Raw genomic sequence first — 21,223 nt, 5'->3', positions numbered from 1 at the left:
ATTACATGCTCGATGACCGCGCCAAGTTGTTGCTCAAAGCCCTTGTAGAGCGCTACATAGCCGATGGGCAACCTGTAGGTTCCAGGACCTTGTCCCAGGCGTCGGGTCTCGATTTGTCACCGGCGACGATTCGAAACGTCATGGCGGATCTGGAAGAGTTGGGGTTGATTGCCAGTCCACACACTTCGTCCGGCCGCATTCCTACCGCCCGAGGGTATCGACTGTTTGTGGACACCATGCTGACGGTACAGCGTGACCCCCTGACGACACCGCAGTTGGCCGCTGAGCAGCCACAGCGGGTGATCGCCAACGCTGCGCAGTTGTTGTCGAATCTTTCTCAGTTCGTGGGGGTTGTCATGGCCCCGCGGCGCACTTCTGTGTTTCGCCACATTGAGTTCTTGAGGCTCTCGGAGCGGCGGTTCCTCGTCATCATTGTTTCTCCTGAAGGCGACGTCCAAAATCGCGTCATCTTCACCGATGCTGACTACACACAGTCACAGCTTATAGAGACATCCAACTTTCTGAACACGCACTATGCGGGGCTCGCCATGGAGCAAGTGCGTGAGCGTTTGAAATCTGAAGTGGATGTGCTGCGGGGAGAGATTGCGTCGCTCATGCAGGCTGCAGTCAATGTGGGTTCTGAGGCGCTCTCAGCCGCACAGGATGAAGTCGTGATTTCTGGAGAGCGCAATTTGCTGGCGGTCAGCGACTTCTCTAGTGATATGGGGAATTTGCGGCGTGCTTTTGATCTTTTTGAGCAAAAGACGCAGATCCTTCGTCTGCTAGACATATCCAGCCAGGCGGAAGGAGTGCGAATCTACATTGGCGGCGAGAGTCAGGTCGTGCCCTTCGAGGAGCTTTCTATCGTGAGCTCTCCTTACGAGGTCGACGGTCGGGTCGTCGGTACTTTGGGGGTCATAGGACCTACTCGTATGCCTTATGACCGGATGATTCAGATCGTCGATATCACGTCAAAGCTGGTGTCGAACGCGCTTAGCCATCGCAAGTAAACAACTTACAATACCGCGCTTGTCCTGTTGCTTGGCGGCAGAGCTTGGATGGGGGCGTTAGCTCAGTTGGTTAGAGCAGAGGACTCATAATCCTTTGGTCGTTGGTTCAAGTCCAACACGCCCTACCACTCGCTTGTTGTGCGGACGACAATGAGGACCGGAGCCTTTTTTTTGGCAATTTGATCGGTTTGTTTTTTTTCGGTCTATGGCCTGCATTACAATTCGGGCTTGCGTTGAATTACTTTGAGTCCACGTGCTTTTTTGAGCGTAGTAGGTAAAAAGATTGATGGTTTTTAGAGAGATCTGAAAAACATGCTATAATTCAAAGCTTAGCGGCTGTAGCTCAGCTGGATAGAGTACTTGGCTACGAACCAAGGGGTCGTGGGTTCGATTCCTGCCAGCCGCACCAATGTTTAAAGCCTGCAATCGAAAGATTGCAGGCTTTTTCATTTGTCTAAGCGCTTTGCGCTTATGGGGGAGATCTGGTGATGAGCAAGGCTTTTACCAAAGAGACCGATGGTGCTGACGACGATGAGTTGTCGTTGCCTGCGTTGCCTGCGCATGGCAAAAATTACATCACTCCGGCAGGATATAAGCGCTTGCGAGACGAGTTGCTAGACCTGATCGACAACGAACGTCCCAAGATAGTGGACGTGGTCCATTGGGCAGCTAGCAATGGTGATCGATCGGAGAACGGAGACTACCTCTATGGCAAGAAGCGCCTTCGGGAGATTGACCGGCGCATCCGGTTTCTGACAAAGCGACTGGAGATCGCCGAGGTCGTTGACCCCTCCGTACATTCCGGAAGTGATCAGGTGTTTTTTGGTGCGACGGTGACCTATGTAGATGACGAAGGGGGCGAGCGGACGATCACCATCATGGGTATTGATGAGGCCGACAGCAGCGAGTCGCAGGTCAGCTGGGTTTCACCTGTAGCACGCGCTTTGCTGAAGGGGCGCATCGGCGATGACGTGTTACTTCCTACGCCGGGTGGTGTTCGCAGTCTGGAAATCTTGAATGTGGTTTATCCACCAGCCCGATTGCAGATGCAGGGCGATCTGTAAATCGTGGCGCTGTCACGCTAATGGGCAGATCAATTAGGGTCCCTACCCATACCTGCGCATGTTAGCGCGTGCGGCCAGCGCTTCAGCCCTGTGGTGTGATCCTGCCAGTCCGGAGGACCGCGTGGGTCCGCCGAAGATTGCGCAGCGCAGACTCAAGATGCGCTTGGTCTCGCACGGCAACAATGAAACGCAAATCGGTGGTGTCGAGGGCTGCTTCGTCATCCATGTCGACATGGGTGATATCGGCTTCTGAATTGGCTAGTTCTGCCGCTACGCGTGCCAGTACGCCCTTGCCATTGGTAACGGTGACGACTACGCCTGTTTCGAACATGCGAGTAGGCTCATCGGACCAATCTACCGCAATGAATCGCTCGCTGTCTTTGTGTTGAAGCCGCTTTGCCACACCGCAGTGTGCGTTGTGCACTACGAGCCCTTCGCCGCGACCAAGATAACCGACGATGCTGTCGCCGGGGATGGGTCTACAGCAGTGCGCATATTGCACCGACGCATTTTCGCTGCCATCGAGTGTCACGGCACCTTGCGACAAGGTTTCATGTGATGTGTAGCGTTCACGGGACATGAGCAAGGCATCGGGGCGATGGCCGTGTTCTGACATCAACACCATGAGCCGCTTTGCGACGATGCTGGCGATGCGCTTGCCCAGGCCCAGGTCCGTCATCAATTCGCTACGTGTGCGGTTGCCGGTGAAGCGAAGGAGCTTGTCCCACATCGGTTGCGTCGCCGCGTCCAGGGGCGGCAGTCTTTCTAGTCCTTCTGCACGAATGGCCTGTGTGAGCAGCTTTTCTCCAAGTCCCTCGGACTCAGCTTGGGCCAAGGTCTTGAGGTAGTGGCGGATTTTGGAACGGGCTCGGCCAGTTCGCACAAAACCCAGCCACGCAGGGTTGGGCGTAGAGACTGGGGCAGTGATGACCTCGATCACATCGCCGTTCTTGAGCTCGGTGCGCAATGGCACCTGCTCGTTGTTGATCTTCGCCGACGTGGTGCGATCTCCCACATTGCTGTGGATGGCATAAGCAAAGTCCACCACCGTAGCGCCCCTGGGCAGGGCCAGGATCTGGCTCTTGGGAGTGAATACGTAGACCGCGTCCGGAAACAGGTCTACTTTCACATGGTCCCAGAACTCTGCGGCATCACGTGTCTCGTTCTGAATGTCCAGTAGTGATTGCAGCCATTTGGTCCCCAGGCGCTCAGCAGACGTACCGTCGCCGTCCTGGGCCTTATAGAGCCAGTGTGCAGCCACTCCAGCTTCGGCAATGACATGCATCTCATCCGTGCGCATCTGGAACTCAATGTTCACGCCCGAGGGACCTACCAGCGTGGTGTGCAGGGATTGGTAACCATTGAGTTTGGCGATCGCAATGTGGTCCTTGAACTTGCCAGGAACCGGCTTGTACATTTGGTGGAGCACACCCAGGGCGGTATAGCAGTCGGTTACTGTGGGGACGATCACCCTGAAGCCATAAATATCGGTGACTTGAGCAAAACTCAAATGTTTCAGCTCCATCTTTTGATAAATGGCGTACAGCGTTTTCTCGCGACCCGCGAGGCGCACTTTCATGCCGATTTTCGAGAATGCAGCATCTACTTCGACTTGCACTTTTTGAACCAGGTCGCGTCGGCGGTTGCGCGACTTGTTTACCGCCTTGGACAGCGTGGCGTATCGCCACGGGTGCAGGTATCGAAAGGAAAGGTCCTGCAGCTCGCGATAAGTCTGGTTCAACCCAAGGCGGTGGGCAATTGGCGCATAAATCTCCAGCGTCTCCGAGGAAATGCGGCCCCATTTGCTGCGTGGCATGTCTGACAGCGTCCGCATGTTGTGCGTGCGGTCTGCCAACTTGATCAGGATAACGCGCACATCACGCGCCATGGCCAGCAGCATTTTGCGGAAAGACTCTGCCTGATTCTCTTCGCGGGTGTTGAACTGGAGCTTGTCGAGTTTTGTCAGCCCATCCACAAGCTCTGCGACAGGGGCGCCAAAGCGATCAATCAGATCCGCCTTGGTCACGCCACAGTCTTCCATGGCGTCATGGAGCAGGGCTGCCATCAATGCCTGCGCATCAAGTTTCCATGTGGCGCATTGTGCTGCGACCGCAATGGGGTGCGTGATGTAGGGCTCTCCGCTGTTGCGCAGCTGGCCCAGATGAGCCTCGTCGGCAAAGCGATAGGCCTGGCGCACCTGCTCGATGCTTGTCGCATCCAGATAGTCGAGATTGTCTGTCAGCGCGGCAAAGCTGGCTGCTGCGGCATTGGCGGCCGCAGCGGCAACAGCCGGTCTACCGGACGTCGAGGAGTTGCCGGGCCTGGGTGGTGTCGCGCTAGAGGTGTTGAGCACCGCGTTCATGCCTTAAATGTAGCGCGGGCGCGCATCGGTAAACATCAGAGCAAAAAAAAGCACCGCGCTAGCGGTGCCTTTCGAGGGCGTGTTTCCCGGGGGAAGCAATTCAACCCGGAACCTTTTTCAGCATTTCCAGGCCCACTTTGCCTTCAGCGATTTCGCGCAGGGCGGTCACGGCTGGTTTGTTGCGGCTTTCGATGCGCGGTGCGTGTCCCTGGCTCAGCATGCGAGCGCGGTACGTGGCGGCCAAAACGAGCTGGAACCGGTTGGGGATTTTTTCCAGACAGTCTTCTACAGTGATGCGTGCCATCGTTTTACTCCGGGGATTCAGGTGATATTGAGCGACTGGAAGGTGTCAGCACGTGCGCGGCGCTGGGCGACGTACTTGAGTCGCTGGGCGTGAACTACGGCTTTCAGGTCGAAAAGCGCGCGCTCAAACAACTCATTGATTATAACGAAGTCGAATTTGCTCACCTGCGCCATCTCTATGGCCGCGTTCTTGAGGCGGACTTCGATGACATCCGAGGAGTCTTCGCCCCGGCGCTCCAAGCGCGAGCGCAGTTCTTCCCAGCTGGGCGGCAGGATGAAGACCAGCACAGCATTGGCAAAGGCCTGCTTGATCTGCAGGGCCCCCTGGAAGTCAATTTCCAGAATCACATCGGTGCCTTGGGCTATGCGTTCTTCAATTGCCTTCTTGGAGGTGCCGTAGCGGTTGCCATGCACATGGGCCCACTCTACGAAGGCATTGCCCTGGATCATCGCGTCGAATTCGGACTCCGACGCAAAGAAATACTCGCGGCCGTGTTTCTCCTGGCCGCGGGGAGGCCGGGTGGTGTGCGATATGGAGGGGTGAACGTGGGAGTCCAGCTCCAGCAGAGCCTTGACCAAACTGGACTTGCCGGCGCCGCTGGGGGCTGCCACTACGATGAGATTTCCTGGATAGTCCATAGTTGATGTGCGCCTTGCGCTATCAAAAAATGAGTTTTATTCGATATTTTGCACTTGCTCTCGCATCTGCTCGATCAGTACCTTCATGTCCACGCTGATGCGGGTGAGGTCCAAGGCCGCAGATTTGGAGCCCAGGGTATTGGCTTCGCGGTGCAATTCCTGGATAAGAAAATCCAGACGTTTGCCCACTTCCCCGCCCTTTTTAAGCAGGCGTTCGATTTCGTCGAGGTGGGATTCCAGTCGGGTGACCTCTTCGGCCACATCAATGCGAATGGCAAAGGCCGTGGCTTCGGTCAGGGCTCGGTCACGGGCCGCCTCGGGCAATACGGCTCCATCGGTCAGCGCCATGGCTTCCTTCCAGCGCTCCATGAATCGCAGACGCTGCTGCTCCACCAGCAGGGGCACCATCGGCACGGCTTGTTGTGCCTGTGAGCGAAGTTGCTTGAGCCGATCCATGAGCATTGCCGCCAAGCGCTTACCCTCACGCTCCCGTGCGGTCATGAGCGCGGTCAGGGCCTCTTCGGCCAGCGCTGGAACGGCCGCGCTCCAGTCTTCGGTGCCCGAGTGGGCGTTGGCGCACAGGCGCATTGCATCGGCCACCGTAAGGGGCGCAGCACTTGGCAGCCAAGCCTTGATGGAGTCTTGCAACGAGTTCAGACGCTGCAGCAACCGCGCGGGCGGGTCTTGCAGCGTGTTGCTGTCGTCATTTTCGAGTGCGGCCCTCACCTCGACCTTGCCGCGCTTGAGGCGGGCGGTGAGCAAGCTGCGCAGAACGGGCTCCATGGCGCGCAATTCGTCGGGAAGGCGAAATGAAAGATCCAGGAAGCGGCTGTTGACCGAGCGGATTTCCAGCCCCAGTCGGCGCGATTGGGGTGCGCGGGCGTCGGTATCAGCGCCAGTGGCGGGTGCGCCATGCTGTGCGCTGGCGTATCCGGTCATGCTGTAAACTGGCATTGGACTTTTTGATGGTTGCTTGCGATCCGGCGATTATCCGGGTTCCGCTCTACCCCCGAGTCATCTTCGCAAAATATGTCAAAAATCAAACCGGCCCCGTTGCCGCCCGATACCGCAATTGGCGGCTACCGCGTGGTACGCCGGTTGTCCTCCGGCGGGTTTGGTGTGGTCTATCTCGCCCTCGACGCCGAGGGCCAGCAGGTCGCCATCAAGGAATACCTTCCTTCATCGCTGGCCACGCGCGTCCCTGGCGAGTTGCTGCCCAAAGTGCCCTCCGAAAAGCTTTCGCTCTACCGCCTGGGGCTCAAGAGTTTCTTTGAAGAGGGGCGCTCGCTGGCGCAAATTTCGCACGCCTCTGTGGTGAGCGTGCTCAATTTCTTTCGCGAGAATGAAACGGTTTACATGGTGATGAACTACCTGGAGGGCGCGACCCTGCAGGACTTCATCATCACGGCGCGCGACCTCAAGACGCAGAAGGTTTTTCGCGAGTCCACCATTCGCTCGTTGTTCGACGAGGTGTTGCGCGGCCTGCGCATCGTGCACCAGCACAAGATGCTGCACCTGGATATCAAGCCTGCCAACATCTTCGTCACCGATGACAACAAGGCCGTGATGATCGACTTTGGCGCCGCACGAGAAGTGCTGTCCAAAGAAGGGAATTTCATCCGCCCGATGTATACGCCCGGCTTTGCCGCCCCCGAGATGTACCGGCGCGATTCGCAAATGGGGCCGTGGACCGACATCTACGCCATTGGTGCCTGCATCTACGCCTGCATGCAGGGTTTCCCGCCCAACGAGGCGCCTCAGCGCATCGACAAAGACCGTCTATCGCTGGCGCTGACCAAGCTGCGCGGTGTGTACTCTGACAACCTCATTGAGGTCGTGGAATGGTGCATGGCGCTCGACCCGCTGTCACGTCCCCAGTCGGTGTTTGCCCTTCAAAAAGAACTGTCGCGTGAGGGCGAGCGCCGCTACACCAAGCTCACCGTGGCCGAGAAGATGCGGCTGCAACTGGACACGCTGGTGTCCGACACCAAGAAAAATGTACAAAAGGTCGGTGAAGCCACTGGTATCGGAGCCAAGCCTAAATGAACACGACTCACCCCACGCGGGTTCTGGCAAGGTGCCTCTTCATTGGTGGTGCATTCGTGCATCCCTGTTTGCGTGAGTGCCTATGAAATTCTCCGTATTCCAGATCAGCCGCCGAGGTGGCCGCGAGAAGAACGAAGACCGCATGGGCTATTGCTACACGCGCGAGTCAGGTCTTTTTGTGCTCGCCGATGGTATGGGTGGTCACCCCGAAGGCGAGGTGGCGGCGCAGATTGCGCTGCAGACCATCTCTGCGCTGTTTCAACGCCAGGCCAAACCCCAGCTCAAGGATGTCCAAGAGTTTCTTTCGGGAGCTCTTTTGGCGGCACACCACCAGATATTGCGCTATGCCACCGATAAGGGCATGCTCGACACCCCTCGCACCACGCTCGTCGCGGCTGTGCTGCAAGGGGGCACCGCTACCTGGATTCACTGTGGCGATTCGCGCCTTTACATGGTTCGCGATGGCGATCTGCTCACCCGCACGCGGGACCATTCCTATATGGAGTTGCGCAACACGCCACCACCCGGCCTGGAGCGCATCAATCGCAACGTGTTGTTCACCTGCCTGGGTTCGCCGACCAAGCCCATCTACGACATCACCGGCCCCGTATACCTGGAGCAGGGCGACCGCATCCTGTTGTGTTCCGACGGCCTGTGGGGCACCTTGAGTGATGAAGAAATCGCCAAGCAGTTGGGGCACCACACGGTCTCGACCGCGGTACCCGATCTCGTGGAAGACGCTTTGCGCAAGGCGGGTGAAAGCAGCGATAACGTCACCGTGATCGCGCTGGAATGGGAAACCCCCGACGCCTTTGAATCCACCCAGGGCGTTTCGACCGACAGCATCAGCGACGGTGTTTTTGCCTCCACCATCCAGGCAGGTCCGCTCGACGGGTTGGTCGATGACCTGGACGATGCCGCCATCGAACGCTCCATTGCCGAGATCAACGAAGCCATTCGCCGCTCTGCGGCGCGCAAGGCGTGATGAGCCAGCATTGCCCGCCAGACCGCTTGGCGGGTGGCAGGGTTGTGTTTGCAAAGGTGATTCTGCGTACAGGCCGAGTCGAGTCGTTCAGCCGTTTCTTCACTGTCCCTGTTTCTCCCTCTGTGTGAATTTTGTGAGCCATTCGACCATGACCGATTTCGTTCGTACCGGAGGGCGGGCAACCGACGCGTTGCGCGCCGTGCGCATTACCCGCCACTACACCATGCACGCCGAAGGCTCGGTACTCATCGAGTTCGGCAACACCAAAGTGCTCTGTACCGCGTCGGTTGAAGAACGCGTGCCGCCCCACAAACGTGGCAGCGGTGAAGGCTGGGTGACGGCCGAATACGGCATGCTGCCGCGCGCCACACACACACGCAGCGACCGCGAGGCCGCCCGGGGCAAACAAACCGGGCGCACACAAGAGATCCAGCGGCTTATCGGCCGCTCGCTGCGCGCAGTGTTTGACCTCAAGCTGTTGGGCGAGCGCACCATTCAGCTCGATTGCGATGTGATCCAGGCCGACGGGGGCACGCGCACCGCCGCCATCACCGGCGCCTGGGTCGCCGCGCAGGATGCGGTCAACCAGTTGCTGGCCAGCGGCAAGATCACGCAGACGCCGTTGCTGCAACCGGTGGCGGCGATTTCTGTGGGCATCGTGCAGGGCACGCCGGTGCTCGATCTGGAATACGTCGAAGACGTGGGCTGCGACACCGACATGAACGTGGTGATGACCGCCGCAGGCCACTTTGTGGAAGTGCAAGGCACGGCAGAGGGCGCGGCTTTTACCCGGGCCGAGATGGACCAACTGCTGGCGCTGGCCGAAAAAGGCATTGCAGAGCTGGTGCACTTGCAACAGCGAGCGCTTCTCGCACCCCAATGACGGGTATTTACTCATTTATTGATAGCTGGTAGCGCTTTCTGCATAAGCGCTACAGGCTGTTTTGATCATGAAAATTGTTCTTGCATCCAACAACCGCGGCAAACTGGCCGAGCTGCAGGCCATGTTTGCACCGCTGGGCGTGGAACTGGTGCGCCAGTCCGACCTGGGCGTGGGCGAGGCGCCAGAGCCTTTTCGCACCTTTGTCGAGAACGCCCTGGCCAAAGCCCGATTTGCCTCGGCGCACACCGGCTTGCCCGCGCTGGCCGATGACGCAGGCATGTGTGTGGACGCCTTTGGCGGCCTGCCCGGTGTCGATACGGCGTATTACTGCACCCGGTTTGGCTACGAAAAAAGCGACGACAACAACGTGCGCGCGCTGCTGGAGCAATTGCAGGGCGTGACCAACCGGCGTGCTGCCATGGTCAGCACCTTGGTCGCAGTGCGCAGCCCGGAAGACCCGGAGCCCCTGATTGCCGTCGGTCGCGTGGTGGGCGAGATCACTGCGGAGCCCCGCGGCACCAATGGCTTCGGCTTTGATCCTGTGATGTTCATCCCGGAATTTGGCAAAACCTTTGCCGAGTTGCCGGTGGAAATCAAGAATGCCCACAGCCACCGGGGCCGCGCCGCGCAGCAGATGCTGACGCTGTTGCGTGACCGTTGGCTGCAGACGCCTCCAACGCGGCCATGACCACCATCCCCATCACCCCCGTCCCGCCCGCAGGGGACGCGCCTGCGGCGGTGCGTGACATCCAGCACTACATGCGTTCGGGCACGCTGCAGTTGTCCAGCCTGCCGCCCCTGTCGCTGTACGTGCATCTGCCCTGGTGCCTCAAAAAATGCCCTTACTGCGATTTCAATTCGCATGAATACCGCGACGATGCTGCTGGCGTTCAGGGCGCGGGCGCGGGGAGAACAGCCCATGTGCCAGAGCAGCGGTATATCGACGCGTTGATGGCTGACCTGGAGGCCGCCCTGCCATTGATCTGGGGCCGCACCGTGCACAGTATCTTCATTGGTGGTGGCACACCCAGCCTGTTTGCGCCCGCAGCCATTGACCAGTTGATCGGCGACATTCGCGCGCGCTTGCGCCTGGAGCCCGATTGCGAAATCACCCTGGAGGCCAATCCGGGCACTTTTGAGAAAGACCGTTTCCGCGCCTACCGGGCCGCAGGTGTCACGCGGCTGTCGGTGGGGGTACAGAGTTTCAACGACCGGCATCTGCAGGCGCTGGGCCGCGTGCATGACCGCGACCAGGCTCTGGCAGCCGTGCAGGAGGCCGCCGAGACCTTTGACACCTTCAACCTCGACATCATGTATGGGTTGCCAGGCCAGACCCTGCAGGAGCTGGAGCAGGACATGGGGACGGCGCTGGCCCACAAGCCACCGCATATCTCCATCTACCACCTCACCATCGAGCCCAACACCTATTTCGCCAAGTATCCCCCGGTCATTCCCGAAGACGACCAAGCCTACGCCATGCTCGATCGCATCACCGAGATGACGGCAGCGGGGGGCCTGGCGCGGTATGAAATATCGGCCTACGCCCGGCCCGGCCACACCTGTTTTCACAACACCAACTATTGGCAGTTTGGCGACTATCTGGGTATTGGTGCCGGTGCACACAGCAAGCTCAGCTTTGCGCACCGCGTGGTGCGGCAGGTGCGGTTCCGTGATCCACGTTTGTATATGGACCACGCGCTGGCAGGGCGTGCCGTGGCGCAAGACGACGACGTTCGCCGTGCCGATCTACCCTTTGAGTACATGCTCAACGCCCTGCGCCTGCGCGAAGGGTTTGCGCTGCAGGACTTCATGGCCCGCACGGGGCTACCCGTCACGGCCATCGCCAAAGGCCTGGAGGCCGCAGAACGCAAGGGCCTGATAGAGCGCGACATGGCCCGGGTGCGGCCGACTGAGCGTGGGTTTGATTTTCTGAGCGATCTGCAAGAACTATTCCTGGCAGATTGACGGCCGCCCGCGGTGCGCGCGCAGCGTTTCAGTCCCGTCCGGTCGGGCCAGGCGCTGCGTCAATGGTGTTGATTGAGGTGGTGTTGATCAAGGCCTGTGGTACATGGACTGCCGTCAGCCGCAGCGCACCGCCAGAATGCGGCCATTGGCATCCACGTCAAGGTTGAGGCGCTGTGGATCAAACTCCTTGGTAATGATCTGACCCGGACGCAGGATGCGGGCCAACTGCGCGCCAGAGCGCACCCGGGCAGACTCCACCACCGTCGCCGTGCTGTTTTGCCCCACCATCGATTGCGCGGGTTGTGCGTTGCAAACAACGACAGGTGCTGCTGCCGCATTGCCTTGGGCATTGGGTGCAGGGGCGCCGCCTGCAGGCTGCCCATAGCCCGAGCAGCCGGTCATCGCCACGAGGGTCACGGCGCCTAAGGTTCTCATTGGGAGTTTGGTCATGGTATGAGGTCGTGAAGGCAAAACCGCCACCATACCGGAAGCCCATGCCGCCGGGGTGACTGCGCGTAACAGGCCGCAAAAAATGGGATGGTGCTCATGCCGGTTTTCGGCGCCCCGCGCACTGCAAAACATCGGTTGTCATCCGTTTTTCATCAGCAGTCGCGACGTGCCGGCCGCTGAGCGCCAAGGTGAAAGGGGTCCATCGATAAAAATCGGCGACGTCCTACATCTTTGCCCCGTTCCCATCTTTACCATGGCGTTGTCGATACCCCTTCGACATCCCTCCCGCTTGCGATATGCAAGTGTTAAACCCGCTTCGAGCGGGTTTTTTTTCGTGTTATTTGGTCCCGCAGAAGCGCATAAGGCAGCTGTGTTTTGCTCTGTGGTGGATACGCAGGCGCAGCCGCAGACAGTCAAAATCAGCAACGCAATCTGAATTGAATATCGCGTGCAGACTTCCGCTCGCGCCTAATCCAATCCAGGTCATAGTGCAGACTCCCCGCACGCCCCATGCTGTCCAACTGCCTAACACGATCATCAAGTGCTGCGCACTCAGCCTTTCGGCTTGGCTGTTGCTGTTCTTGCCGGGGATATTGCACAGGTGCTACCGGAGGCAACGCCGCGTGCTCTGCCTGGCGCCTTTGTCGATCCGCCAAGCTAACCTGATCATCCCAATCCATGTTTATGGGAACGCGTTCTGTACGGTCCAAAGTCCACCCACGCGTATGGCATGGCTCAACGGTCCAAAACTGCTTTCCCTGCTTGCTTGAGCAGAAGTAAATGAGTTTTGTTTTTGGGCCTTGAAGGTCAGAAACTGCGGGCGACGCATCAATCTCCTTGCCACCCTTACACGGGTCGTCGGTATAGGTGTTGCCGCACCTATAGACCTGATCCATGTGAGTACGGCGGCGATCTTGCCAATGATCAGATTGAAGAATTTAGCGAGCATGTCACCCGCCGAAGATCAAAGAGCGAGCGAGCATCAAGGCCGAAATAATGACAATCGTTTTGGCGACATCCCAGATCCAGCAAGGTGGCGCAACGTCGCGTTCACCGTAGCTGGCCCACCAAGCGAACTCAAGGGTAATTGGCCATGTTGGGCAGGTGCCGGAAGTGAGGCCAGTAGGCATCAATTGCGATGCAAGGGTGAAGGCTGATGCTTGCTTTATCTGATCGCTTTTTTGGTTCCAAATGCCTATCAACCCATCAGGATATTTACGTTCGTAGAGGGTAGGAATGGAGGGCAGCGCGACATCATTGATATCGCCGTTTTCACAGGCAGCGATTCCGGGGTTTTTCTCGCAGAGGTCCGGCTGTTCTGCCTTGTCTCCTGGCTTTGTACCTGGAGAGTTTTCTGGCTGAGTTACTGGATCTTTTGTAGGCTGTGGCCGAGCTACTGGCTGATAGTCCACGCGCCATGGTTCACTTACGGTTGGACTTGGAACAATGCGCACTCCAGGCTGATACCAAGGCTGATTTTCTGGACTAGAGGGTGAGTTCGGGTCGTAGCTAGGGTTAGGCGCGGGGTCGCCAGTGGGGACAAATCGCGGCTTATGCTGCGGGTTTGGACCGGGGTCTGGGTTGATCCAAGGTGATGGCTGCTCGATTGGTAAAGGCGTTGGCTGCGGAAGCTCTTGTGGAACACGCTCAGGCATTGGTTTTGGGGCGAGTGCGTCCTCAAATTCTTGTTGAGTCAAGGTCTTAGGTGGTGGTGTCTGAACACACCCAGCAGGGGTTACAAACCAGCCAGCGGGACACGAAGACGGGCCAGCCTTCACCATTGAATAGTTGTATTCACTTACCGATGGACCAACAGTAAGACGCATAGTGAAACCGCCCGCATCACATCGAGCGATTGAATACGTCTTAGTTGGCAACTCGCCTTTTTGGCGGTTAGCTAAAGAAATGGCACAAATCTCTTGTGGGGAAGAATACGACCTACTGGAATCAATTCCTGGAGCATTTGAGCGATATAAGAAGCCATCAGACTCATAATTTCCGGCTTGATCTGAATTAGGTTTCGTCCAGACTCGATTGGCAGCATCCCAAACAAGCCCAGCCAAGCCAAGCCAGCTTGCTATTGCCACACCACCGCGAACATAAGGGTTTGCAAAGATTGCAGCGGCGGCAATACGAGGGGCATTTGCTGCAAGCCGGTAAGCGGCGGGCATTTTTACAGCCTGACCACCGACAGTAGCCGTCGGGCCATTTGGAGTGTGAATAACTCGGCCATAACTAGCATCGTTGGCAGATGGCGCGTAAGCACCGGGAGACCAACCGGGGGGCGGATTAAGCTGAGCGTACCCAGCATTTGCACCAGCGCAAAAATGAACCGCCCCGCGTTTTGAGGAGGCTCTTTTCTCTGAGAGGATTGAGCCATGAGCAAGAAGTCGAACCAGTTTTCACCTGAGGTCCGCGAGCGCGCTGTTCGCATGGTGCGTGAGCACCGAGGCGAGTACCCCTCGCTGTGGGCTGCCATTGAATCCATCGCCCCCAAGATTGGCTGCGTGCCGCAGACCTTGCACGAGTGGGTCAAGCGTGCCGAGGTCGATTCCGGCGTGCGTGACGACGCCCATGCTTTCACCGCTGGAGCTTTGCCCCATATCCACCGACAAATGGAACTGGGTGGAGTCAAAGGCGCGGCCTTCGTAATCACCTTTGCTGGACTTGATACCGTGCAGCACGGCTTTGCTTTGCATCTTCATTTTGTTGAGCTTTCGTGGCCGGGTTTAGTAGGCAAGCGCAGTGTGGCCAGCACCGGAGCCCGAGATTTTTTTGAACACTTTTTGGTAGACGCTTTCGACTTCGGAGCGCTTGAATTTCGACAGGCGACCGGGCAGCTCTGCTTCGTGTTCAACGAAGGAACTGAGGGTTTCCAGGTCCATGTAACGGAGCGCGAGAGCAACGGACTTGCCAGCCGTTGAAAAGAGCCAGCGGGCGTTTCGTGTGCACTCTGCAAGCAGGGTTTCGAGGGGCAGACGTGGCTCTGTTTTGACGGGTTCGGGGATTGCGATAGAGCCGTGCTCTTCGATCATTTGCGCGTGCCAGAGGCTGGCGCCTGCGAAGAAATCAGCGGGGCGGCGGAGCATTTCTGTAACCAACAGGCGCTTTTGGTTGCCATAGCGCAGCTCGATGCGTTGCCAGCCGGTGGCGTCTTGTTTACCGTAGAGCTGAACGCCCTTGTCATAGACGTTTGTCTGTTTACCTGCGGCTTTGCTGCCGAAGTAGAAAGAGCGGCCCACACCACCAGCACGCCATGCGCCGACCATGTTATGTTCGGGTCGGTGGCCGAGGTGGTCCATGCAGCCGTTGTCGTAGTCGGTGGCGATGCGGTCCATTCCGCCGCTGATGCCTTCGAAGAAATCGAGGGCGAGGTCGCAACGGGTTATCAGTCCGCGGTGTTCGTCCACGTAGTCAGCCATGGGCACGGACCAGCCGGGGGCAGCAAAGGTGCAGGCGACGCCGTACAGGTTGCAGTGGATGGTCTTGGACTGGGCACGCTGGCGAGGACTTTCACCAGAGGCGAGGAAGCCTACCCAGCCGCATTCGACGCCGGCACGCACGATGGACCAGCGATGACGATAGAAGTCGTGGCCCTTCTTCATTTCAGGGTCAACAGTGAAGCCTTGGCCGAGGATTTCGCAGACGTTGTTAGCGAGTTCTAGGGCTTGCGTGCTGGCGGCAAAATCAGGGTCTGGAATGTCGCGCAGGAGGTGGCAAAGCTTGTCTCGACGGCGGTCGTCTTCGCTTCGCTGGTGCTCTGATTGCAGGTCGAATTCATCGCGCTGTGCAGGCGGGAAAAGGTGCTCAACGGTGGACACTGGTGCAAACCGCAGATTGACGGTGAAACGGAGCCAATCGATATGCACCGACGAACGGGTGTGACTGCGCTCAGCCTGGAGGCGGAGCTTCACTTCGTTGCCGTCGAGAACAAGGGGGGTGGGATTGGTCATACGCCACGCCCTGAAAAGTTGTCCCCGTGATTACCATCGGGGCAACAAGCTGTGTTTGGCGCTACGCACCCCCCCAAAAATGATAGCAAGGGGGAGCGATGCGCTTCCGGCCACTTCCCCGCGTTGCGGGGCCCCTTCTGCCGGGCGCGCAGCTTGCATTGCACCTACAGAACGAGCGTGATCGAAAAGGTTGCGATCTGGGTGTTTGTCGAGGGCTGCAGCGATCTGGAGCCATGCGGATCGGTTGGCGGCGGTCATTGGGGAAAAAGCCCCAGCACATAGCACAGCAAGCAAGAGAAGCAGAAGCAGTAGGCGCAACCCAACATGAACTTCATGCCTCGACCACCTGAACGGAGCGGCAGGAGAGCCACATTTTTTCGACGTAACGCGTGACGTCAAAACGCCGATCAAATACGACAAAAGAAATGAGGCAGCGACCAGTACGAACACGCTGGACAGTCCCACGGCGACCGTACCAAGACACGAGCAAGCCGCGTTTTACGAGCTTGTCGTTCAGGTCAAGGTTTGGGCCTTTGAGGTTGCACACCCCCAGCAAAGGCGATGCAGGAGCCGCCACAGCGCGGGCAGCGCCTTGGGGTGCTGGGGGGGTGCGAACGGGATTTGATGGGGTCATGGCGGCTCCTGTGTGCTAACAGTTCGTTAGGCTAACGATGTGTTAGCAACAGGAGCAGCAAAAAATGCTAAAACCCCGTTATTCCAAACAGGTAATTAGCATGAACACGACGATGGAACTTTGGGCAAAAGCCCTAGAAAAACAGCATCCAGCGCAATGGGCGCGGGAGTTCAACGTAACGCCGGAAGCGTTCTACGTAGCCAAGAGCAAAGGACGCCTAAGCCCTGTCATGGCTGGAAATGTTGCTATGGAATTAGGAGAGAACCCAGAACACTGGGTAGCTGTGGCCGCGCTTGAGGCGGAGAAGGACAGCGAACTGCTCGCACGGTTGAAAAACCGTGTCAATAGCTGGCGGAGACTGTGAGATTCGAACTCACGGACGGTTGCCCGTCGGCAGTTTTCAAGACTGCTGGTTTAAACCACTCACCCAAGTCTCCGGGAGGGAAGGCGCGAATTCTAGCTGACTGCGGGGGCTGATTTTTGCAGCATGCCTCGGGTCTCGATGAACTTGACCACATCAGCCACGCCGGCCAGGGTCTTCAGGTTGGTCATCACGAAGGGCTTGAGGCCCTGGGCGTTGGTGCGCATGCGGGTGGTGTCGGCGTGCATTACCTCCAGGTTGGCGCCCACGTGGGGGGCCAGGTCGGTTTTGTTGATGATGAACAGGTCGCTCTTGGTGATGCCAGGGCCGCCCTTGCGGGGGATTTTTTCGCCGGCGGCCACGTCGATGACGTAGATGGTCAGGTCGCTCAGCTCGGGGCTGAAGGTGGCGGCCAGGTTGTCGCCGCCGCTTTCCACAAACACGATGTCGGCGTTGGGGAACTCGCCCAGCATGCGGTCGATGGCTTCGAGGTTGATGGAGCAGTCTTCGCGGATGGCGGTGTGGGGGCAGCCGCCGGTTTCCACGCCCAGGATGCGCTCTGCGGGTAGGGCGCCGCTCACGGTGAGCAGGCGCTGGTCTTCCTTGGTGTAGATGTCGTTGGTGATGGCGATGAGGTCGTAGTCATCGCGCATGGTCTTGCACAGCATTTCCAGCAGCGTGGTCTTGCCGGAGCCCACGGGGCCGCCGATGCCGACGCGCAGGGGGGGCAGGTTTTTGGTGCGGTTCGGGATGTGGTGCAGTGTGTTGGTCATGGCGTTGTTTACTATCAAATCAATAGCTGCTGGCGCAGGCGTTGCATGCGCTAGGAGCGGAAAAGTCTTGAATATTGCACTTCGTGCTGGGCGCTCAGGATGGCGAGCATGGGAGAAAAAGCCTGGCGCTCGCTGTCCATCAGGCCGATGGCGTGGTCTGCGGCAGGGGGAATAGCGTCGGCCAGCCGCGCCAGGATGCGCTGGCCCGCGCTTTGGCCCAACTGCATGGATTTGAGGGCGGCCTGCACCATGTTCTCCGCCCAGCCAAAGGCATAGGCCAGCAGCACATCGCGCACGGGCGCCTGGGTGGTGGAGGCGGCCAGCGCAAATGCCACGGGGTAGGTGGGTGGCAAAGCCGCCAAGTTGCGCACGGCAGGCATCAGGGCCTCGTCGCCCTGGTACTGGTTGCGCAGCCAGTCGGCCATCGACCGGCCCATCTGCTCGGTTTGCAAGCGCAGTTCGCTGGTCTCGCGGGTGTGTTGCACCCAGTCGTTGAGCTCGCGCACGTGCGCCCAGTCGGCGCGGCGCCAGGCGCCTACAGCCTTGGCGATGAGGGCCATGTCGCCACGGGCCTGGGTGATGTGAAGCTGGTCCAGCAGCCAGTCGCCCACGGCGGCCTCGCTGGCGACGCCTGCGTTTTCAATGGCGCTTTCCAGGCCTTCGGAATACGAGAAGCCGCCCACCGGCAGTGCGGGTGAGGCAAGCCAGATGAGTTGCAGCAGGCTGGCGGCGGGCAGGGGCGTGGCGCGGTCGAGACGCATGGCGGCGAAGGGCTCTCAGCCCATCAGTGGCTGTTGTGCCCGTGTTCTCCGTGGTCATGGTCGTGCCCGTGGTTGCAGTGGGGCCCGTGCACATGGCCCTGGGCCACGACCGGGATGGACACAGTGCGGGCGCGGGCCGGGGCGGCGTCATGGGGGTGCTCGTGCGCATGGTCGTGACCGGCACCGTGCGCATGCCCGTGGTCATGGCTGTGCCCGTGGTCATGGCCGCCGCTGTGTCCTGCTGCATAGGCGCCGCCTTCGGGCTCAAACGGCAGGTCTTGCGCTTTGACGATGAGGTGCATGGCGCGCAGCATGTCGGCCAGCACGTGATCGGGCTCGATCTTGAGGTGGTCGGGCTGCAGCTCAATCGGCACATGGCGGTTGCCCAGGTGGTAGGCAGCGCGGGTCAGGTCGAACGGGGTGCCGTGGTTGGCGCAGTGGGTGATGACCAGCACCGGCTGCGGGGCAGCGATCACGCGGACCATGGAGCCGTCTTCGGCCACCAGCACGTCGCCGCCACGCACCAGCGTGCCACGCGGCAAGAAGATGCCCAGTTCGCGCCCGGCGGAGTCGGTGGCCGCAAAGCGGCTTTTTTGGCGCACGTCCCAGTCCAGTTCGATGGTGGTGGCGCGTTTGAGCAGCACGGGGGCGAGGCCTTGGCCTTGGGGGAGAAGTTTGGAGACCTGGATCATGGCTGAAGGGGATGACGGTGCCGGAAGGGCGAGGACAACATTGTGGCCTTGGCCGGAAGGTGATGGGCGATGGGCGGATGCTCTACAGCGCGCGGCTCATGTAGCGGCTGTGGGGGTCGAGCCGGTAGCTGCCGAACGGGGCGCAGTCGGCAAAGCCATAGCGCAGGTACAGCTGGTGCGCGGGTTCAAAGAAGGGCTGGGTGCCCGTCTCCAGGCTGATGCGCTGGTAGCCCAGGTCCACCGCCTGGCCCAGGATGTGTTCCAGCACGGCGCGGCCTACGCCCTGGCCGCGCACGCTGGCTGCTGTGCGCATGGATTTGAGTTCGGCATGGTCTGCATCCAGGTGCTTGAGCGCGCCGGTGCCCACCAGCTCGCCGTCGCCCCGCCAGGCTGTCCAGAAGCGGATATCAGGCTGGCGCAACTGCGCCATGTCGAGCGCGTGCACGCTCTCCGGCGGCGAGGTGGCACGCATGTCCTTCAAATGCTCCTGCATGAAGGCTTCGATGCGCGGATCGCTCAGGTCGTCCAGGCGGATCCGCAGGTCGTGCCGCAAGGTGTTCATGGGCCGCGACCTCAGAACAAAAAGTAGCGCTGCGCCATGGGCAGCACCGTGGCGGGCTCGCAGGTGAGCAGCTGGCCGTCGGCGCGCACGGTGTAGGTCTGCGCGTCGATCTCCATCTTGGGCGTGTAGCTGTTGTGCACCATGTGCTGCTTGCGCACGCCACGGATGTTGCGCACCGCGCTCAAGGTTTTGCGCAGGCCAAAGCGCTCGCCAATGCCAGCGTTCAGGCCCGCTTGCGAGACAAAGGTGAGCGACGTTTTGGCGATGGCACCGCCAAATGCGCCAAACATGGGCCGGTAGTGCACGGGCTGGGGCGTGGGGATGGAGGCATTCGGGTCGCCCATCGCGGCCATGGCGATAAGGCCGCCCTTGAGGATGAGCGCGGGCTTCACGCCAAAGAACGCGGGTTTCCAGATCACGATGTCGGCCCACTTGCCCACCTCCAGCGAGCCCACCTCGTGGGCAATGCCGTGCGCAATGGCGGGGTTGATGGTGTACTTGGCCACGTAGCGCTTGATGCGGAAGTTGTCGTTGCGCTGCAGGATTTCGGCCAGCTCATCGCGCCCGGCGGTGGGGGCCAGCCAGCCGCGCTGCACCTTCATCTTGTGCGCTGTCTGCCAGGTGCGCAGGATGACTTCGCCCACGCGGCCCATGGCCTGGCTGTCGCTGCTCATCATGCTGATGGCGCCCAGGTCGTGCAGGATGTCTTCGGCGGCAATGGTCTCTTTGCGTATGCGGCTTTCGGCAAAGGCCAGGTCTTCGGCGATGCTGGCGTCGAGGTGGTGGCACACCATGAGCATGTCCACATGCTCGTCCAGCGTGTTGTGCGTGTAGGGCATGGTGGGGTTGGTGGACGATGGCAAAAAGTTGTCTTCGCCCACCACGCGCAGGATGTCGGGCGCGTGCCCACCGCCCGCGCCTTCGGTGTGGAAGGCGCAGATGCCGCGCCCGCCCACCGCGGCAATGGTGTTCTCCACAAAGCCCGATTCGTTGAGCGTGTCGCTGTGGATGGCGACTTGCGTGTCGGTCTCGTCCGCCACATCCAGGCAGTTGCTGATGGCCGAGGGCGTGGTGCCCCAGTCTTCGTGCAGCTTGAGGCCAATGGCGCCTGCGTTGATCTGCTCGTGCAGCGCATCGGGCAGGCTGGCGTTGCCTTTGCCGAGAAAGCCCAGGTTCATCGGGAAGGCGTCGGCCGCTTGCAGCATGCGCTCCATGTTGAACGGGCCTGGCGTGCAGGTGGTGGCCAGTGTGCCCGTGGCGGGGCCGGTGCCGCCGCCCAGCATGGTGGTCACGCCGCTGGCCAGTGCCTCTTCGATCTGCTGCGGGCAGATGAAGTGGATGTGGCTGTCGATGCCGCCTGCGGTGACGATGTTGCCCTCGCAGCTGATGACCTCGGTGCCGGGGCCGATGATGATGTCCACGCCGGGCTGCGTGTCGGGGGTGCCTGCCTTGCCGATGGAGGCGATGCGGCCAGCGCGCAGGCCGATGTCGGCCTTGAAGATGCCGGTGTGGTCAATCACCAGGGCATTGGTCAGCACCGTGTCCACCGCGCCCTGTGCGTTGGTGCGCTGGCTTTGCGCCATGCCGTCGCGGATGGTCTTGCCACCGCCAAACTTCACCTCTTCGCCGTAGCTGCCCGCGCGCAGTGTGTAGTCGGCCTCGACTTCGAGGAGGAGTTCGGTGTCGGCCAGGCGCACGCGGTCGCCCACGGTGGGGCCGAACATTTCGGCGTAGGCGCGTCGTCCAATGGTTGCCATGGTGGGGTGCTCCGCTTTTCCGG

The 21,223-nt window shown here is 59.8% G+C and carries 20 protein-coding genes, 3 tRNA genes and 1 pseudogene; 11 read left to right on the top strand and 13 right to left on the bottom strand.

Annotated elements, in window-relative coordinates:
* The first annotated feature begins 5 nt into the window (after positions 1 to 5).
* The 4 genes from hrcA to greB all read left to right on the top strand — a co-directional run bounded on the left by hrcA (position 6) and on the right by greB (position 2,074).
* A complete protein-coding gene (hrcA, locus tag KI609_RS18000; protein WP_226444920.1) occupies positions 6 to 1,010 on the top strand; it encodes a heat-inducible transcriptional repressor HrcA in 1,005 nt (334 codons plus the stop codon).
* 51 nt (positions 1,011 to 1,061) lie between these two features.
* A tRNA-Ile gene (locus KI609_RS17995) sits at positions 1,062 to 1,138 on the top strand.
* Between the two features lie 204 nt (positions 1,139 to 1,342).
* Positions 1,343 to 1,419: transfer RNA gene (locus KI609_RS17990), tRNA-Arg, on the top strand.
* Positions 1,420 to 1,498: 79 nt separating this feature from the next.
* On the top strand, positions 1,499 to 2,074 hold the full coding sequence (gene greB, locus KI609_RS17985) for a transcription elongation factor GreB (protein ID WP_226444919.1): 576 nt from the start codon (positions 1,499 to 1,501) through the stop codon (positions 2,072 to 2,074).
* A gap of 82 nt (positions 2,075 to 2,156) precedes the next feature.
* Here the strand turns inward: greB and KI609_RS17980 are convergent, their stop codons facing one another.
* From KI609_RS17980 to KI609_RS17965, 4 genes are all read right to left on the bottom strand, one after another.
* The gene (locus KI609_RS17980; protein WP_226444918.1) at positions 2,157 to 4,436 is read right to left on the bottom strand and encodes a RelA/SpoT family protein; all 2,280 of its coding nucleotides are present in this window, start codon (positions 4,434 to 4,436) and stop codon (positions 2,157 to 2,159) included.
* 100 nt (positions 4,437 to 4,536) lie between these two features.
* Positions 4,537 to 4,740 carry a DNA-directed RNA polymerase subunit omega gene (gene rpoZ / locus KI609_RS17975; protein ID WP_005794722.1) on the bottom strand — a complete coding sequence of 68 codons (204 nt, stop codon included), beginning with the start codon at positions 4,738 to 4,740 and terminating at the stop codon, positions 4,537 to 4,539.
* Positions 4,741 to 4,757: 17 nt separating this feature from the next.
* A complete protein-coding gene (gmk, locus tag KI609_RS17970; RefSeq protein WP_226444917.1) occupies positions 4,758 to 5,378 on the bottom strand; it encodes a guanylate kinase in 621 nt (206 codons plus the stop codon).
* Positions 5,379 to 5,414: 36 nt separating this feature from the next.
* Positions 5,415 to 6,332: a YicC/YloC family endoribonuclease gene (locus tag KI609_RS17965; protein WP_226444916.1), complete on the bottom strand. Its 918-nt coding sequence runs from the start codon at positions 6,330 to 6,332 to the stop codon at positions 5,415 to 5,417.
* Positions 6,333 to 6,407: 75 nt separating this feature from the next.
* Between KI609_RS17965 and KI609_RS17960 the strand changes: the two genes are divergently transcribed.
* The 5 genes from KI609_RS17960 to hemW all read left to right on the top strand — a co-directional run bounded on the left by KI609_RS17960 (position 6,408) and on the right by hemW (position 11,257).
* Positions 6,408 to 7,424: a serine/threonine protein kinase gene (locus tag KI609_RS17960; protein ID WP_226444915.1), complete on the top strand. Its 1,017-nt coding sequence runs from the start codon at positions 6,408 to 6,410 to the stop codon at positions 7,422 to 7,424.
* Positions 7,425 to 7,506: 82 nt separating this feature from the next.
* Positions 7,507 to 8,409 (top strand): PP2C family protein-serine/threonine phosphatase, encoded by a 903-nt coding sequence (locus tag KI609_RS17955; RefSeq protein ID WP_226444914.1) that lies wholly within the window; start codon positions 7,507 to 7,509, stop codon positions 8,407 to 8,409.
* A gap of 148 nt (positions 8,410 to 8,557) precedes the next feature.
* Positions 8,558 to 9,292 carry a ribonuclease PH gene (gene rph, locus KI609_RS17950; protein ID WP_226444913.1) on the top strand — a complete coding sequence of 245 codons (735 nt, stop codon included), beginning with the start codon at positions 8,558 to 8,560 and terminating at the stop codon, positions 9,290 to 9,292.
* A 67-nt stretch (positions 9,293 to 9,359) separates the two neighbouring features.
* Positions 9,360 to 9,980: an RdgB/HAM1 family non-canonical purine NTP pyrophosphatase gene (rdgB, locus tag KI609_RS17945; RefSeq protein WP_226444912.1), complete on the top strand. Its 621-nt coding sequence runs from the start codon at positions 9,360 to 9,362 to the stop codon at positions 9,978 to 9,980.
* A complete protein-coding gene (gene hemW, locus KI609_RS17940) occupies positions 9,977 to 11,257 on the top strand; it encodes a radical SAM family heme chaperone HemW (protein ID WP_226444911.1) in 1,281 nt (426 codons plus the stop codon). Before rdgB ends, hemW begins: the two co-directional genes overlap by 4 nt.
* A gap of 114 nt (positions 11,258 to 11,371) precedes the next feature.
* Here the strand turns inward: hemW and KI609_RS17935 are convergent, their stop codons facing one another.
* Together KI609_RS17935 and KI609_RS17930 are read right to left on the bottom strand one after the other, a co-directional pair.
* Positions 11,372 to 11,707, bottom strand: a complete 336-nt coding sequence (locus KI609_RS17935) for an I78 family peptidase inhibitor (protein ID WP_226444910.1) — start codon at positions 11,705 to 11,707, stop codon at positions 11,372 to 11,374.
* A gap of 950 nt (positions 11,708 to 12,657) precedes the next feature.
* A complete protein-coding gene (locus KI609_RS17930; RefSeq protein WP_226444909.1) occupies positions 12,658 to 13,878 on the bottom strand; it encodes a hypothetical protein in 1,221 nt (406 codons plus the stop codon).
* Between the two features lie 207 nt (positions 13,879 to 14,085).
* On the opposite strand from KI609_RS17930, the pseudogene KI609_RS17925 reads away from it, so the two are divergent.
* Positions 14,086 to 14,274, top strand: a pseudogene (locus KI609_RS17925) (IS3 family transposase); the annotation flags it as partial.
* Between the two features lie 162 nt (positions 14,275 to 14,436).
* Here KI609_RS17925 and KI609_RS17920 read toward each other — a convergent pair.
* Entirely contained in the window at positions 14,437 to 15,660 is a 1,224-nt protein-coding gene (locus KI609_RS17920) for a replication initiation factor domain-containing protein (RefSeq protein ID WP_226444908.1), read from the bottom strand.
* Positions 15,661 to 16,394: 734 nt separating this feature from the next.
* Between KI609_RS17920 and KI609_RS17915 the strand changes: the two genes are divergently transcribed.
* On the top strand, positions 16,395 to 16,658 hold the full coding sequence (locus KI609_RS17915; protein WP_226444907.1) for a hypothetical protein: 264 nt from the start codon (positions 16,395 to 16,397) through the stop codon (positions 16,656 to 16,658).
* Here the strand turns inward: KI609_RS17915 and KI609_RS17910 are convergent.
* The 6 genes from KI609_RS17910 to ureC form a co-directional block, all read right to left on the bottom strand.
* A tRNA-Ser gene (locus KI609_RS17910) sits at positions 16,644 to 16,731 on the bottom strand. The two genes, KI609_RS17915 and KI609_RS17910, sit on opposite strands and share 15 nt — an antisense overlap.
* Before the next feature lie 19 nt (positions 16,732 to 16,750).
* Positions 16,751 to 17,428 carry an urease accessory protein UreG gene (gene ureG, locus KI609_RS17905; protein WP_226444906.1) on the bottom strand — a complete coding sequence of 226 codons (678 nt, stop codon included), beginning with the start codon at positions 17,426 to 17,428 and terminating at the stop codon, positions 16,751 to 16,753.
* Between the two features lie 50 nt (positions 17,429 to 17,478).
* On the bottom strand, positions 17,479 to 18,189 hold the full coding sequence (locus KI609_RS17900; protein ID WP_226444905.1) for an urease accessory protein UreF: 711 nt from the start codon (positions 18,187 to 18,189) through the stop codon (positions 17,479 to 17,481).
* Positions 18,190 to 18,212: 23 nt separating this feature from the next.
* Complete coding sequence (ureE, locus tag KI609_RS17895; protein WP_226444904.1) at positions 18,213 to 18,881, bottom strand: urease accessory protein UreE; 669 nt, start codon at positions 18,879 to 18,881, stop codon at positions 18,213 to 18,215.
* An 82-nt stretch (positions 18,882 to 18,963) separates the two neighbouring features.
* The gene (locus tag KI609_RS17890; protein ID WP_226444903.1) at positions 18,964 to 19,443 is read right to left on the bottom strand and encodes a GNAT family N-acetyltransferase; all 480 of its coding nucleotides are present in this window, start codon (positions 19,441 to 19,443) and stop codon (positions 18,964 to 18,966) included.
* 11 nt (positions 19,444 to 19,454) lie between these two features.
* A complete protein-coding gene (gene ureC, locus KI609_RS17885) occupies positions 19,455 to 21,200 on the bottom strand; it encodes an urease subunit alpha (RefSeq protein WP_226444902.1) in 1,746 nt (581 codons plus the stop codon).
* Between the last annotated feature and the right edge of the window lie 23 nt (positions 21,201 to 21,223).

The organism is Acidovorax radicis, assembly GCF_020510705.1.
GTDB lineage: Bacteria > Pseudomonadota > Gammaproteobacteria > Burkholderiales > Burkholderiaceae_C > Acidovorax > Acidovorax radicis_A.
Note: the sequence above shows the minus strand (reverse complement) of the source record. Positions and strands in the feature narration are given on the sequence as shown.